This window comes from Leptospira stimsonii, assembly GCF_003545885.1.
Taxonomy (GTDB): domain Bacteria; phylum Spirochaetota; class Leptospiria; order Leptospirales; family Leptospiraceae; genus Leptospira; species Leptospira stimsonii.
In genome coordinates this window covers 212,957-227,556 of sequence record NZ_QHCT01000001.1, presented here as the reverse complement: position 1 = coordinate 227,556, position 14,600 = coordinate 212,957, and the positions used below count along the sequence as shown (strand labels likewise).

15 protein-coding genes are annotated in these 14,600 nt (G+C 42.5%); 7 read left to right on the top strand and 8 right to left on the bottom strand.

Annotation, left to right across the window (positions count from 1 at the left end):
* Positions 1-107: 107 nt before the first annotated feature.
* Together DLM75_RS01090 and fcpA are read right to left on the bottom strand one after the other, a co-directional pair.
* On the bottom strand, positions 108-509 hold the full coding sequence (locus DLM75_RS01090) for a hypothetical protein (RefSeq protein ID WP_118967905.1): 402 nt from the start codon (positions 507-509) through the stop codon (positions 108-110).
* A gap of 375 nt (positions 510-884) precedes the next feature.
* Positions 885-1,796 (bottom strand): flagellar coiling protein FcpA, encoded by a 912-nt coding sequence (fcpA, locus tag DLM75_RS01085; protein ID WP_026131228.1) that lies wholly within the window; start codon positions 1,794-1,796, stop codon positions 885-887.
* A gap of 312 nt (positions 1,797-2,108) precedes the next feature.
* Here fcpA and zapE point away from each other — a divergent pair, with 312 nt between their 5' ends.
* The 4 genes from zapE (at position 2,109) to DLM75_RS01065 (ending at position 5,408) form a co-directional block, all read left to right on the top strand.
* Entirely contained in the window at positions 2,109-2,966 is an 858-nt protein-coding gene (gene zapE, locus DLM75_RS01080) for an AFG1/ZapE family ATPase (RefSeq protein ID WP_118966723.1), read from the top strand.
* Entirely contained in the window at positions 2,963-3,412 is a 450-nt protein-coding gene (folK, locus tag DLM75_RS01075) for a 2-amino-4-hydroxy-6-hydroxymethyldihydropteridine diphosphokinase (protein ID WP_118966722.1), read from the top strand. Before zapE ends, folK begins: the two co-directional genes overlap by 4 nt.
* The gene (panB, locus tag DLM75_RS01070) at positions 3,396-4,193 is read left to right on the top strand and encodes a 3-methyl-2-oxobutanoate hydroxymethyltransferase (RefSeq protein ID WP_118966721.1); all 798 of its coding nucleotides are present in this window, start codon (positions 3,396-3,398) and stop codon (positions 4,191-4,193) included. The genes folK and panB overlap by 17 nt, the downstream gene beginning before the upstream one ends.
* 72 nt (positions 4,194-4,265) lie before the next feature.
* Positions 4,266-5,408, top strand: a complete 1,143-nt coding sequence (locus DLM75_RS01065) for an N-acetylneuraminate synthase family protein (protein WP_100785309.1) — start codon at positions 4,266-4,268, stop codon at positions 5,406-5,408.
* Positions 5,409-6,351: 943 nt separating this feature from the next.
* Here DLM75_RS01065 and DLM75_RS01050 read toward each other — a convergent pair.
* A complete protein-coding gene (locus tag DLM75_RS01050) occupies positions 6,352-6,702 on the bottom strand; it encodes an Hpt domain-containing protein (RefSeq protein WP_118966718.1) in 351 nt (116 codons plus the stop codon).
* A gap of 148 nt (positions 6,703-6,850) precedes the next feature.
* Here DLM75_RS01050 and lpxA point away from each other — a divergent pair, with 148 nt between their 5' ends.
* On the top strand, positions 6,851-7,630 hold the full coding sequence (gene lpxA / locus DLM75_RS01045) for an acyl-ACP--UDP-N-acetylglucosamine O-acyltransferase (protein ID WP_118966717.1): 780 nt from the start codon (positions 6,851-6,853) through the stop codon (positions 7,628-7,630).
* On the top strand, positions 7,627-8,598 hold the full coding sequence (galE, locus tag DLM75_RS01040; RefSeq protein ID WP_118966716.1) for a UDP-glucose 4-epimerase GalE: 972 nt from the start codon (positions 7,627-7,629) through the stop codon (positions 8,596-8,598). The genes lpxA and galE overlap by 4 nt, the downstream gene beginning before the upstream one ends.
* Here galE and DLM75_RS01035 read toward each other — a convergent pair whose 3' ends face one another.
* Positions 8,599-9,351 carry a M15 family metallopeptidase gene (locus DLM75_RS01035; RefSeq protein ID WP_118966715.1) on the bottom strand — a complete coding sequence of 251 codons (753 nt, stop codon included), beginning with the start codon at positions 9,349-9,351 and terminating at the stop codon, positions 8,599-8,601. It lies immediately after the preceding gene.
* Positions 9,352-9,863: 512 nt separating this feature from the next.
* On the opposite strand from DLM75_RS01035, the gene DLM75_RS01025 reads away from it, so the two are divergent.
* Complete coding sequence (locus DLM75_RS01025; protein ID WP_118966713.1) at positions 9,864-10,211, top strand: TIGR04452 family lipoprotein; 348 nt, start codon at positions 9,864-9,866, stop codon at positions 10,209-10,211.
* Between the two features lie 45 nt (positions 10,212-10,256).
* On the opposite strand, the gene recG is transcribed toward DLM75_RS01025, so the two are convergent.
* Genes recG through DLM75_RS01005 form a run of 4 tightly spaced genes read right to left on the bottom strand, consistent with a single transcriptional unit; the run spans position 10,257 to position 14,517 of the window.
* Complete coding sequence (recG, locus tag DLM75_RS01020) at positions 10,257-12,437, bottom strand: ATP-dependent DNA helicase RecG (protein WP_118966712.1); 2,181 nt, start codon at positions 12,435-12,437, stop codon at positions 10,257-10,259.
* Positions 12,418-12,840 (bottom strand): hypothetical protein, encoded by a 423-nt coding sequence (locus DLM75_RS01015; protein WP_118966711.1) that lies wholly within the window; start codon positions 12,838-12,840, stop codon positions 12,418-12,420. The genes recG and DLM75_RS01015 overlap by 20 nt, the downstream gene beginning before the upstream one ends.
* Positions 12,837-13,514: a hypothetical protein gene (locus DLM75_RS01010; protein WP_118966710.1), complete on the bottom strand. Its 678-nt coding sequence runs from the start codon at positions 13,512-13,514 to the stop codon at positions 12,837-12,839. The genes DLM75_RS01015 and DLM75_RS01010 overlap by 4 nt, the downstream gene beginning before the upstream one ends.
* A 1-nt stretch (position 13,515) precedes the next feature.
* A complete protein-coding gene (locus DLM75_RS01005; RefSeq protein ID WP_118966709.1) occupies positions 13,516-14,517 on the bottom strand; it encodes a metallophosphoesterase family protein in 1,002 nt (333 codons plus the stop codon).
* Positions 14,518-14,600 lie beyond the last annotated feature (83 nt).

The following is a 14,600-nucleotide window of genomic DNA, read 5'->3' as shown; positions in this document are numbered from 1 at the left end:
CAAATGCAGAAAATCTAAAGTATCAATTTAGATTCTTTCGAAAAGGAGATTCTTTGAAATTCGGTCGAAGGTTTCATTCTGCAGGCTGATTGCGTCTGTTTTGAATGTTAAGCCAAGAGAACGCCATAGATGATAATTAGAATTCCTATCAGGTTGGTCGTAACTCCGATCGCGCCTAAAGTTTTTCCTAAAATCGGATTATCTTGAAATTCATCCTTAATTCCTTGGAGCCAGTTTGCGGTGTCTTTGAGTGCGAGGAAGAGCGATGAAATGGCGAACAAGGCCGCTCCAATCAACCCTAGGTTTTCGGATAAATTCGCGTAACGAAACGCAATGACCAATCCTAAAAGCATCGCACCTTGCATCAGAGAACCGATATGCGCGGCTTGCAAATAGCGGGATGGAAATTCCGCCTTCTTCCTTGCGAGCGCATACGGAAAACCGGTAAGACTTCCGTAAGCTAAATTCAAAACTCCGGCAACGATGAGAATCTTTTCAGAAAGGAGCATGGGGAGACCTCTTTTATCGAAAGAAAATAGAGAAGAACGGAGATTTCGTCTATTCATAAATTTTTAAGAGCATTCGAATTATTCGAGCCGTTTTTCAAAATTGAAACGGAAGTCGCACTTACATTTGAAAAGGAACCCGCTTCGTTATGAGATACATCTTGAATTAGGTTCCTACCAAAGGGTCCGGGGATGAAAACAGGAACGGCTCCCTTTGTTTTCGAGTAGAATCAGTAAGTTTAAAAAAACCTTAAAGCGAAGTTTGAGATCGGTAGAGGAGGTTAGTTTTCGAAAAGGAATCGGCGGGGTTCTCATCACATAAAAAAACCCCGTCGTTTCCGACAGGGTCCTTTGTTCCATTTCGATTGAAAGAAAGAGTTAAGGTCTTACTGAAATCACTTCGTCCTTGTTAACAAGGTTTACGATGTGTTTGTATTCAGGAGAATCTTTTCCGTATTTCAGCTCGGTTGCTCTTAAGAGGTGAACGTTTTTCTTGTAACGGTATTTGAACATCTGGTCTTCAGAAGCTCCACCGTATTTCTTGATCATGTTCTCTTCGAAAGCGTAGCAACTTGCCAGATACTTGTGAGCAGGATATTCCTTTTCATTCTCGTCGATCTCGATGTAGAGTTCGAGAATGGGGATACACTGTGGAAGATTTTGTAAATCATACTCAGTGAGGATCCATGATCTGTAAGTATCGGAAAGAAGTCTCTTAAACTCTGGTCTTTCTCTCAAGTCCGGGTTTTTGATTTCATCTAAGTGATTGATCGCCTTAGTGAAATAGTTCAGAGCTTGTTGTTTAGCAACGAGTTTCTCACGTGATACGACACGGTCTTCTCTTGCTTTGCGGTCGACTTTTTGCCAGTACCACTTCTCATCGAGACGCTTTTTTTCAGCTTCTTCTTTGCGGTATTGTTCCACAGACTCTCTCATCTTGAGAACTGTGTTTACTCCCGATTGGTAGTTGGATAATGCCAGCCTAAATTTGTTGTTAGCGAATGCCTTGGAGAGCTGGTGGAGTTCTTGGAAATTTTTGTCATAGCCCTTAAAGTCAGGGTTTTTCCACAGAGCTTCTTGTTCCTGGATTGCTTTTTTACGACGTTTCTGCTCTTCCGTGAGGTTCTTGTCATCGTCTTCGGGAACCAACTCGCCTTTTAGCAGCTCGTCAATTTTTTCTACAGCTTCATTGGCTTGCTGATTACCGCCCTGATTGTTTTGCTGAGCTAAAACAGACAGGTTGAGTCCCAGCACGGCCAGAAGAATGAATATGCTTTTCATCACCTTCATAATGCTCACACCTTTTACTTCTCTTTCAATGGTATTAGGGAAAAGGAACATCCTGCGCCTTCTCTCCTCTATATCTATCGGACTTCGTTTCATGGATATAAACTAAGAACGAATTTTTTTTACGCTTTCTTCCCGGTTAGGGACATAATTGGCTCATTTCCGGAATTTAATAAGAATCTTTTAAAGTTTTCTTTCATTTTACAGGAATTAGCCGTTTCCTACTTTCCTACATTCGTTTCATTTTTCCAGCAGATTCTGTTTTCAGAAAAGGTTTTCCTTCCTCCTTTTGATGAAAAAACTGGAAACTACAGTATGATTCTTAAGAATTACACACCCATTCAGGAAGGCGCCCCCAATTGTCCGCAGTGCGGCGGTGTTGGTTTCTCCCTTACCGAACATGTTCCGGGGACTCATTCCGGGGTCCTCTCGATCTGTCATTGTATTTCCGAGAATTGTCCCTGCCAAGGTAAACCACCTTGGAGAGTCTATGACGAAAGTCTGGGCAAAATGGTTCCTTGTGTCTGTCACAACGCAAGAATGGAGTTGGGACACTTAGAAACTATATTCAAAAAATCTGGAATTCCCCCGAAGTATCGATATCGAACCCTTGATCAGACGGATCACGGTCCAAGCGTTGGAATTTCTTTTACGATCGCACACAGCTGGGCGAACGATCTCGTCCAGAAATGGAACGATCCGGACTTTAAACCGCACGGGTTATATCTTTGGGGCGGGCCGGGGACCGGAAAGACGCTTTTAGCCTGTATCATCTTGAACGAACTCATTTTTCGATATAAGACAAATTGCAAGTATGCGAAGATCAACAGAGACTTTCTCAATACTCTGAGAGAAACTTACCAAAAAGATTCCGAAACTCACGGGATGGAAAAAACGATCGAAACACTTTTCGCCGAAGTCGAAGTATTGGTGTTAGACGACTTCGGAGTTCAGAAAGAATCGGATTGGTCCAATTCAAAGTTATACGATCTCATCGATGCGAGATACGAACAAGAAAAACTCACGATTCTTACTTCGAACACTTCTCCGGCAGAATGGAAAGACAAAGCGGAAGGTAGAATTTATTCCAGACTGAAAGAAATGACCGAAGAGGTTCATCTGGAATGTGCCGATTACAGATTGAAAATTTCCGAGTCCGGAGGGAAACTTTGAAACAAGCATTTCTTTCTCTCGGATCCAATCTCGGGAATCGATCCGAGTTTTTAAAAATCGCGATTCGTAAATTGAAGAATACGATCGGAATCGAAGTCATCAAAGAATCGGAACCTCTGAACACGGTCGCGCTGGAAGTCACGGATCAACCGGACTTTTTAAATCAGATCATAAAAATCGAAACCAGCTTTTCTCCGGAAGAATTGTTGCAAGTCACTCTTCGGATAGAAAAAGAAATGGGAAGAGTTCGAGTGCAGGATAAGGGACCGAGAGAAATCGACATCGACATTCTTACTTACGATATTCTTACGATGCACACGAAAGGTTTGCATCTTCCTCACCATTCTCTTTATACACGTCCTTTTATTCGGGAGATTTTAGAATCGATCGGTGAAACGTCTTTGTACGAACACTTTACGGGGGGCGAATATGAGAAACGTGCTTAAGATTTTTTCTCCTGAGAAAAAAGGGAAAGAAAAAATTTCCGTTGTGACCTGTTACGATTATAGTTTTGCGAAAATTCTCAATGAAACGGAAGTGGATTCCATTCTTGTGGGAGATTCTTTGGGAATGGTCTTTCAAGGCAATTCGAGCACTCTTCCCGTAACTCTGGAAGAAATGATCTATCATACCAAGGCCGTTCGAAGAGGAGCGCCTGAGAAATTCATCATCGCCGATCTTCCATTCTTGAGTTATCAGACTTCGATCGAAGACGGAATCCGCTCCGCAGGAAAAATGATGAAGGAAACCGACTGTGACGCAGTCAAAATAGAAGGTGGATCCGACTTTATCTGTGAGTTAGTGACCATTCTCAAACAAATCGGGGTTCCAGTGATGGGTCACCTTGGTTTGACCCCGCAGAGCGTCCACGTTTTCGGAGGTCATAAAATCCAAGGGAAGGGGGAAGAATCGAGTGCGAAACTTCTTCGGGAAGCGGAGAATCTTTCCGAGTCCGGTGCATTCTCCATGGTCTTGGAAATGATTCCCGCCGAATTGGGAAAAAAAGTCAGTGAAACCATCGGAGTTCCGACCATCGGTATCGGAGCCGGGCCGGACTGCGACGGACAAGTACTTGTCTTGAACGATTTGCTCGGAACCGACGCAAGTTTTCAGCCTAAGTTTTTAAAGAAGTTTTCCAATCTGCATTCGATCGTAAAGGACGCGGTGGGAAATTATCACAGGGAAGTAAAATCCGGAGAGTTTCCGGGGAAAGATCATAGTTTCTGATGAATTCTTGACGATAATCGGAACAATAGAAGCTTGTATAACAAAGGGAGAAGATCCCGTTCGGAGTGAAGTGTGGACATAGTTGAGTTAGAAAAGGGTCATCCAGAAACGGAGGCCATCATCAAAGAACTGGCAAAAGAATGCGGGAATCAAACCGAAATCATCCGCGGCGCGGCGGTATCGGATACGATTCATTTCATAGGAGACACACGCAAAGTTTCCGAAAAAGAAGGCTATGTCAAAGAACTCCCCGGGGTCGCAAAAATCTGGAACGTGTCCATTCCATATAAAAACATCGCAAAAACCGCGGCCGGTAAAAACGGAGAAGTGGTTCACAGAGAAACAAGAATCGTAGAAGTCAAAGGTCCGGACGGACTGGTTCGTAAGTTCGGAACAGGAAAACATATCTTTATCGTAGGACCGGATTCTCCACAAACCTATGAACAGACTCTTACGATCGCCAAACAGGCCGTAGAGCTTGGTAAAAAATATAATATCTTAGATAGAATCATCTTTAGAGGCGGGGCTTTCAAACCTCGCACTCGTCCGACCGACTGGAGAGGACTTGGTTGGGAAGGAATCGCGATGATGGATAAGGTGAAGGCTGAAACAGGTCTTCCTTACGTAACCGAAGTGATGGATCATACGATGGCCGAAGAAGTTGCAAAACACGCGGACATGATTCAGATCGGAACGAGAAACGCGCAGGATTTTGAACTTTTGGAAGCGGTGGGAAGAACTGGAAAACCTGTGATTCTCAAACGCGGCTTTGGAAACGAAGCCGTAGAATGGTTCTCGGCCGCGGAATACATCGCCAATCAAGGAAATTTGAATATAGTTCTTTGTGAAAGAGGAGTCAAAACTCTTTTTATCAAGGAAGGATATTGCAGAAACACTCCGGATTTGAACGTGATCACTCACGTAAAAAATCAGACGATTCTTCCGGTCATTTACGATCCTTCTCACGTTGCGGGAGACGATAAGATCGTGATCTCCAATCTTCTGGCTTCTCTTCCATTCAATCCGGATGGATCCATCACGGAAACCCTTCACGTAGAAGAATTTAGAAAAGAACAGATGTGCGACGCGGCGCAGGCGCTTCTCATGAGCATCTATGAGAAAGCGGTTCAGTCGATTTTAAAATACGAAGAGGCGATTCGTCCGATTACGGATGACGTGGATTCTTATTTTGTGAAACGGAAATCGGGAAAGTAAAAACTCGAACTAAAAACCCGGAAAAATTTCTAAAATAAAAATTATCTGAAGTCAAAAACTTTTGACCTTAGCTTGAACCGAAAGGCGATCTTGGAGTTTTCCAAGTCGCCTTTTTTATTGAGAACTTGCTTTGCCTCGATTATAGCGACAAGAACTTTCTCATTGATTTCTTTTGGGGCGTGCCTCTTCGCTTTCGCTCGAGTCGCGTGTCTACAGGCTCGCGGATTCCCGCTCGTCCTCTTCGAGGACGCTTACGCGCCTTCCGACCCGCTCACGCTGGGGAAGGTCGGAACTCCGTTTTGAAAATCTTCGGGCAACGAGGTTTGTTTGTAGAAAATCCTTCTAATTTCCTATGATTTGTCTTTAAAACAAGTGTGGGAACTCCATCAATTTTTGATGGGAGAAAAGAAAAACGGATGTCGAAATTCTTATAAAGAGGCCTGGAAAATGAATCCGCTTTTTTCAAAGTTGAGTTTTGAAAATAGGGTCCGGACTTCCGACCACAAATTGAATTTTCAAGTTCATAATCGACTTTAAACGTAAAAAATGTAGGAACTCTTACAATTTCCTCAAACCAAAATCATCAGATTTTGAGTCGATCACAGAATATTAAGCTTTCGAAAATATTCTATTTTATTCACAAGATTATTTGAACACATTTTGGTGTAAGTTGAGTTTCTAGGAATGAGGAGTTTCAATTGTTACGACAAGTTATCGTGCAAAGAAAACTTTTAAAAAGTATAGAAAGGCTGAGGGATTGATTCTTTAAGAAATTCTAATATTCTATGCGCTAAGACAATTTGAGGAATTGTCTTAGCTTCCGAAGGATTGTTCCCTTTGTGTTGAGTTTCAACGAAGGGAGTTCCTAAATTCTTTCCTATAAACCTAAGAGAATGTGTGCAGATTATTTTTTTTGAAAAGAAATTCGAAACTTTCAGAACGTTTATTCAATCTCGAACTTCTTTTTCAATTCTTCTCTTGTGGATTCCCAAGTCGCCGGTGTTTTGAGACTTAAGGCATAAGATGCGTTGGAATCGCCGGATTTTAATTTCTGTTCCGCGTCCGTCACGAGTGCTCTCAGATCTTCCAGTCCGAAGTTAGCAGAAACACCTTTGGTTTGATGGAGTTCGGCTTGAAGATCGGATTCTTTTTTTTCTTCCGTAAAACGAACGATGTTCTTGATACGAATTTCCATATTGGAAAGTAAAGATTCGACCATTTCTTTGAGCCAAGCGGCTTCTTCTTCGTCATCTCCCTGTTTCAGAGAATCCAGTCTGTTCCAGTCCACAAGCATGGTTACAACCTCGTTCCAACTATCCCTTTTTTTTAGGATTCGGCAAGCTACTTTTCGATGAAAGACCTATCAGTTCAAGGCATCTTTTAAAAGCTTGAACAAAAAAGCCGAGTCGATTTTTGTATTTTAGAACCGAAGTGAGGTCTAAATGAAAATTCATCCGACTGCGATTATCGACTCAAGAGCGGAATTACACGAATCCGTCGAGGTCGGTCCTTATTCCATCATAGAAGGACACGTTTCCATTCAAGAAGGAACCGTGATCGAGAATCACGTTAAAATTTGTGCCGGGACCGAAATCGGAAAATTCAACCGTTTTCATCAAGGAGCAGTGATCGGAGTGATGCCCCAGGATCTGGGTTTCAATCAGCAACTTTTGACAAAAACGATTATCGGCGATCATAATATCTTCAGAGAATACGCAAACATTCATAAGGGAACAAAAGAGGATTCTCCAACCGTAATCGGAAATAAAAATTACTTTATGGGAAATTCGCACGTCGGTCACGACTGTATCTTAGGAAACAGTAATATTCTCACGCACGGCTGTGTTTTGGCAGGACACGTGACACTCGGAAATTTTGCGTTTATTTCCGGTTTGGCCGCCGTTCACCAGTTTTGCTTTGTAGGAGATTACGCGATGGTCGCGGGTCTCGCAAAAGTCGTTCAGGACGTTCCTCCGTATTCCACGGTCGATGGAAATCCGAGTACGGTCGTCGGGTTAAACAGCGTGGGAATGAAGCGCGCCGGATTCTCACCCGAAGTTAGAAACGCGATCAAACACGCATACAAAGTGATTTATCATTCTAAGCTGACAACAAAGAAGGCTCTGGAAGAATTGGAAGCTTCAGGAAATCTTATCGAACCGGTTCAGTATATTATAAAATTCTTTAGGGATAGCGATCGAGGAGTTACGGATCACAGGTGAGAATTTTAATCACAGGGGGCGCCGGTTACATAGGGAGCCACATAGTTGCGCTTCTCCTCGAAAAGAAGCATGATCTTTTGATCGTTGATAATTTAGAAAAAGGAAACAAAGCGAATTTGTTTCCGGGCGTGGAACTCATCCAGGGAAACATCCAAGAAGAAAGGATTTTGGAAAAAGCGTTTTCGAAACCCGTCGATGCGGTTTTTCATTTCGCGGCTTGGAAGGCCGCGGGAGAATCCATGACCGATCCTTCCAAATACGCTTTGAACAATATCAACGGAACTCTAAAACTTCTTACCTTTATGGAAAAGGCAGGAACGAAAAAAATTATTTTTTCTTCCTCGGCCGCCGTTTACGGAGCTCCGAAATATCTTCCTATCGATGAAAAACATCCGCTTCAACCGGAAAATTATTACGGTCATACGAAGTTGGCGATCGAAGAAAATCTCAAGTGGTTCGATACTCTAAAAGGTTTTCGTTTTGCGGCATTACGTTATTTTAATGCGGCCGGCTATGATCCGAAGGGAAGAATCCGGGGATTGGAAAGAACTCCCGCAAATCTTCTTCCGATCATTATGGAAGCCGCTTCCGGAATGAGAAAGGATTTCGAAGTTTTTGGAACCGATTATGAGACTCCGGATGGAAGTTGTATTCGAGATTATATTCACGTAAATGATCTTGCTAAGGCCCATATTTTGAGTCTGGAATATTTGGATTCGGAGAAAAAATCTCTCACGGTTAATTTGGGATCCGAGAACGGCTATTCTGTTTTGGAAATGATTCGCCTTTCGGAAGAGGTTGTCGGAAAACCGATCCCTCATAGGATTTCGGGCAGAAGAGCGGGGGATCCGGCTGAGTTACTTGCTTCTTCGAACCTCGCAAAACAACTGTTAAAGTGGTCTCCCGAATACAGCGACGCGAAAACCCTTCTCAAAACGATGTGGGATGTGTATCAAAATCCAGCCTGATTAACGGATTGTTTTACACTCAGGGTTCACGGAAGTTACGTATTCCAAAGGGAGAGTTTGCAGGAATTCCCCCCCGGAAAACTTTCCTTTAAACTGTATTTTTCCTTCTCTGAAGAGACGCACCCATTCGTCTTGCAATTTGTTAGCTACGGGTGCATAGGACCAATGCCATTTTTCTTCGTTATAACCTTTATTGGCTCTCGAATTCTTCGGGGAGTAAGGTTGGCAAAATCCGAATCTTTTTGCGTTCGCCCGCATCCAGAGATAAAATTTTTCCCCTTTTCCCCCTTTTTCAAAATAAGAATTTTCTAATGCGTTTAGATCGACATCGGTTCCCCAGTGATGTCTGGAAGTCCCCGGTGCGCTGGAAAATTCTAAGATTAAGGAAATGATTTCCTCTGGAGTTTTCCCTTGGATCGGTGCTCTCATTTTTCTTTTCCCCGTATATTTTTCCTCCCAAATTCCTTTTTGAACTTTGAAGGAACGGAATGCGGATACGATAAACGGTTTTTGTTTTTCTTCCGGATTCTCTCTTTGATACGATTGAAAGAGTTCTAAAAGTTTTTCTAAAACATCCTTTCTTAGATAATGAACTCTTGATTCTCCTGGATTGGAATAGGGGACGAAAGCCGTTTCCTGTTTAAAGTCCCCGAGAAGATAGGATTCGTTTGGAACGCCGGGAGGATTTACTGTCTGAGAAAAGAGAGAACTTTGTATAACTAAGATCGCAAAGATGGAAATTAGAATTTTCATAGTTAGTTGTCAGGATGGAAAATTCGGACTTCTCTGCAATGGGTTTTTTCTATGGGAGAAAAAGGGAAAATTCAGCTTTGAAGACGGGTTGTGTTCGGAGTTCCGTCCAAATTTCCAACGGGGTAGGTTGTGTCTGACGCATTGAAAAGATTCGGATGGGTTCTCGCTCGTAATTTCTGTGGGAACTCCTATGAATTGAGGTTTCACTTTGATGATTTGTTATTTTAAGAAATTAGCAAGAGGGGAATACACCGGAGTTCCGTCCAAATTGAAACGGTAGATTCTCGAATTCTAAGGATACTTACGCGATTTTCTGTAGGAACTTCGATAAAAGGAGAATCTGATTCGACTCTTTCAAGCCTTGTACCCTGAAAAAAAACGGAGTTCCGTCCAAAACCGAAATTGCCACTCGTTCTTCTTTTCTTTTTGTCGGGTGTTCATTCTGGAAAACGCTATGCTTATAAATTAAGACATGTTTTTTAGGAAAAAAAATTTCAGGGAGATTCTTTCCAATGAAAAAGTGGTTCATCACTTCCTTGATTCCTTTTCTCTTGCTTACAAATTGTTACCTTTTTGATTCGATCGGCCTTTCCATTCCAGATACGGTCTCTGGAAGTGAAGCGAAGAATCAGATTCTTACGAGCGCACTGATCGGAGCGGTGGCTGTGCCGGATTCTACGGCAGTCATTGCGATCATTTCTCCGCAGTTGGCAAAAGTGGAGGAAGATCGTTACTACAAAAAAGTGGATGTGGACAATTGCGCGAGCTCTGCGCTTTTGATAAACGTTCTTACGATCAATGTAGGCGGATTTAACTGTAACTTAGAACCGAGAGAATATGTTCTCTGGTACGTTTATTAAAAAGTTTTTTAATACAGGCGATCTTTCAGATCGTCTGTATTAAGATCAATTTGAAAATAATAATCTTCCTTCGCTAAACCTTCCGCGAATTTCTTCCTTTTCTAAATCTCCGGGATTTCCGAACAACGTCGCGTCTTCCCTCGTTAATTCAATCAACTTAGAATCCTCTCTCAGATCTGCGATTCTGAAATCGGGAAGACCACTCTGACGAACGCCCAGTAATTCTCCAGGTCCGCGAAGTTGAAGATCGATTTCGGATAACGCAAAGCCGTCCGATAGATTCACCATCGCCTCGAGTCTCACTTTCGCATCGTCCGTAACTTTAGAATCCGTCATCAGAATACAAAAACTTTCCTGATCACCTCGGCCCACACGACCTCGGAGCTGATGAAGTTGCGAGATCCCAAATCGATCCGCGTGTTCGATCACCATTACGGTAGAATTCGGAACGTCGATTCCGACTTCAATGACGGTCGTCGATACGAGAATTTGGATCCTATTCTTCGAAAATTCTTTCATTACTCTATCTTTTTCCGCGGTGTCCATTTTACCGTGAACGAGTCCGACTTGGAAATCTGGAAAAATTTCATGTTTGAGTTGTTCATAGGCTTCGATACAGGATTTGAGATCGACCTTTTCCGATTCTTCCACCAATGGATAAACGATATAACATTGTCTTCCGGATGAAACGTATTTACGAATGGATTTGTAAACTCCGTCTCTTCTATCTTCCTGAAACCATTTGGTTTGAATTGGCATTCTTCCCTTGGGTTTGGATTTGATCGTTAGTAAATCCAAATCTCCGTAGAGTGTGAGACAAAGAGTTCTCGGAATCGGAGTCGCCGTCATGGCGAGAATATCCGGATTCTTTCCTTTGGAGCGAAGCGCTTCTCTTTGATCCACTCCGAACTTGTGTTGTTCGTCTATAATAACAAGACCGAGATCTAAAAACTCAACGTCTTCTTGGAATACGCTGTGAGTTCCGATGACGAATAATGTATCTCCTTTTTTGATTCGATAAAGTTTTTCATATCGATTCTTTTTCGGTTCCTTTCCGACAAGGAGTTCGATTCCCAAAAAAGGCATGTTTCCCAAAAAACCGAGAATGGTTTGGTAGTGTTGTCTCGCGAGAATTTCCGTGGGCGCGACCATACAGACTTGAATTTGGTTGTCCAAATAACGAAGAGCAGTTAAAAGGGCGACTAACGTTTTTCCGGAACCCACGTCACCTTGTAACAAGACCGCGGCCGGTTGTTCTTTTGCGGTCAACTCTTGGATTTTTCGGATCGCGGATTCTTGATCTTCCGTGAGTTGAAACGGAAGATTTTTTCGAATCACCGATGCGGTTTTCGAATCGGGCAAAGGCCAGAGCACCCGTCTGATCTTTTCTCTTTCTTTCTTTTTGTGCTCTATGAGAAGATTGAAGTAAAACAATTCTTCGTATTTGAGCCGATATCTGGCCTTTTCCAAAGCGTTTTCATCCGTTGGAAAATGAATTTCGCGATAGGATTCTTCTCTTGGAACGAGTTCCCTTTTCTGAATGATTTGTTTGGGAAGAATTTCCGGAATTCTTCCCTTTAATTTTTCCAACCCGAGATAAAGAATTTTCCGAAATCCACGAGAATCCAAACCTTCCGATTTTAAGGATTCCCCGGAGGGATAAAGAGGAATGATTCTTCCCGCGTGAATCATTTCCGGAAGTTCTTCCGGTTCTTCTTCCGCTTCCTTAGGAGTTTCTTTTTTTTTGGATGGAGCAGAACTTACCGTATAAGTTGGTTTGATCGCGCTTGTTAGAATTTCGTAATCCGGGTGAATGAGTTGGAAGCCGCGAAAGAATTCCAATTTTCCTGTCGCAACGAGCGTCGTTCCGGGTTGAAAAATTCTTTGAAAGAAATTGACTCCGCGAAAAAAGACCAAAGAGATTCTCTCGTTGTTCCTGGTTTTAGCTCCCACGACGAGCCTTGATTTTTTTCCGTGCGCGAGATAGGCGTCTACAACTTCCAAAATGAGAGTAACACTTTCTCCCGTTTTTAAAAGGACGTTGTCCGTAAGATTCCGATCCAGATATCTTCTCGGAAAAAAATTGAGAAGATCCTGAAGAGTGTGAATTCCTATGGACGCGAGGGCTACGGCTTTCGAAGGTCCGATTCCTTTGATCAAGGTAACCGGAGAAAGAAGCGTCGAGTTTGCGTTTGTGTTTTCCGATTTAGAGACCGAGTTCTTCATCTTTTACTTGTGTCGGAGTCCATTCCGGATCTTGAATCTGAGAATCCGCTTTTTGTTTTTCTTCGGTTGTTTCTTCGCCTAAACCGAGATAACAATATCTACAACCGTAGATTCTTGCGTGTCTTTTGATTCCTGGAGAAGGAGGTTCCGAAATGATCGCGTATAAATATTCCGTTTTCTGCAAATACTTTCCGCAGACCGGACAAATTCTCGGTTTGGGAAGATTCGGATCCCAATTGTTCCCGTAGACTTTTTTCGGATCGCCGTATTCTTTTGAAACTCCGTTTTCTTGGTCTCTTTTTTTCTCCGCTTTGTCGATTCGTTTTGTATCCACGGAATAAAGAAGATGGAAAAAAATCGCGGCGACTCCCAAACAGAGCATAACGGTTAAAAAGCCAATCATTGATTCAAGTAATCCTTAATTTTCGCCGCCATTCCCGGAGGAAGTCCGATTCCTTTGTCCTGTAATCGATGCGAATATTTATGAAAAGAGTATGTGTGTTGGGAAGTCTGTACGATTCCTTTAAAACAGTTTTCGATCGATTCCGCAAGAGATTCGCTAAGAGGAATGTTTTCTCCGATTTCCTTTTCATACTTTCGAAGAAGTTTTCGATTTACTCCCCGGCAAATCGAACGATAAAAACAAAATCGTATTACTAATTCCGAATCCGATTTTCCCGTTTGGATGTCCTCTTCCAATTGATTGAGATTGATGCAGTCCACAATTTCCAATTTATAAGCGTTGGTACTGTGTTCGTACGTAACTAAATTCATAAAAAGGTGTTTGAACAAGGCGATCTTATAACAATCTTCCATTCCGCACTCGCCCAGTTTCTCGTTTTCGCATCGGGTGTACATCACAATATCCGTATCCGATTCCGCGGTAGCTTGTCCGAAGTTAAGGGAACCTAAGATATCAAATGCGACGATGTCTCCTCCAAAATTGATTAGCTTGGAGAATTTTTTAAAGTCTTCGATTCTTTCTCTGGAGATATGCGTTTCGTGTGATCGGAAATACCGCTTGAGTCCGGTAAATTTTTGAATGGTGGGATAGTTTTTAAATGCTGGAATTGTCATGTTAGATTCTCACAAAATCTTCCGCCGACACCTCCGAATCCTGACTTACAAATTTAATCGCGGGAGAATTCCCTTTGCAATCTACTTCCATTAACAGGCGAATTTTGTGGTCCACCAGTCTATTCAATTTTACGGTTTCTACAAGCCCATTTTCTAAAAATATTTCAGAGAAGAAGCCGCCTGGTTGAAAACCGAAAATCGAATCTACGGCGCCGAAGTTGGAAGGATTTAAGAATACGGTTTTTCCTTTTTTTACGATTCCTTGATCTTCGTGAACGTGACCGGAAACGACGAGAGATGGAGAATAATCGTCCAAGTATCTTCGGATTCCTTGAGAACCTACGTTTCCGTAGTTCGGAATCTTATCTAAAAAACCGTAGGGAGGATTGTGAATCACGACTACGTCCGGTTGTTCTTCTTTGAAAAAATCTTCCGGTTCGCTATAACTTTTTCCATTCCGATTGTATTCGTGGAATTTGACCGCTAACTTTTCGGGAATTCCGGAAGTAAGAATCGGAGCACCTCCATAGCCGGCAAATTTATAACCGTCTTGTTCAAAGGTCTTTCTATGAATGTCTCTTTCATAAAGAGCGCTGTATTGCAGATCGATATCGTAGTTGCCCGGAAGAACTCTCACGGGAGCCGTCGCATATTTTTGAATGATGATTTCTATGAGCTCGTATTTTTCCTTCATCGTCTTTGCGGCTTGATGAAAGAGAGTTCTGTATTCTTTGGATTTTTCCACGATATCGGCAGGATATTTTTCCGGAAATCGAATCGCCCGTGTCGCATAATCATACGCGTTGATTTCTTCTTTTTGATCCTTGGAGATTCGATACATCTCTTCTTGGATCGTACAGAATTCTATGATTCGATCCGTACTGAAGAACGCTTTGTAGATAATGTCTCCGGAGAAGAGATATAGATCGGCAGTGGTTTGCTGAAGAATTTCCTTCAAGCCTCGAAGACCGTCGTGGATATCTGTCAGGTAAATGATTTTCATTTCTATCGATCCAGAGATTGTACCGTCTCTTTTTCGCTACAGTCTCTTAACAAAAAGAGAACCCGGTACACTCAGTTTAGGAA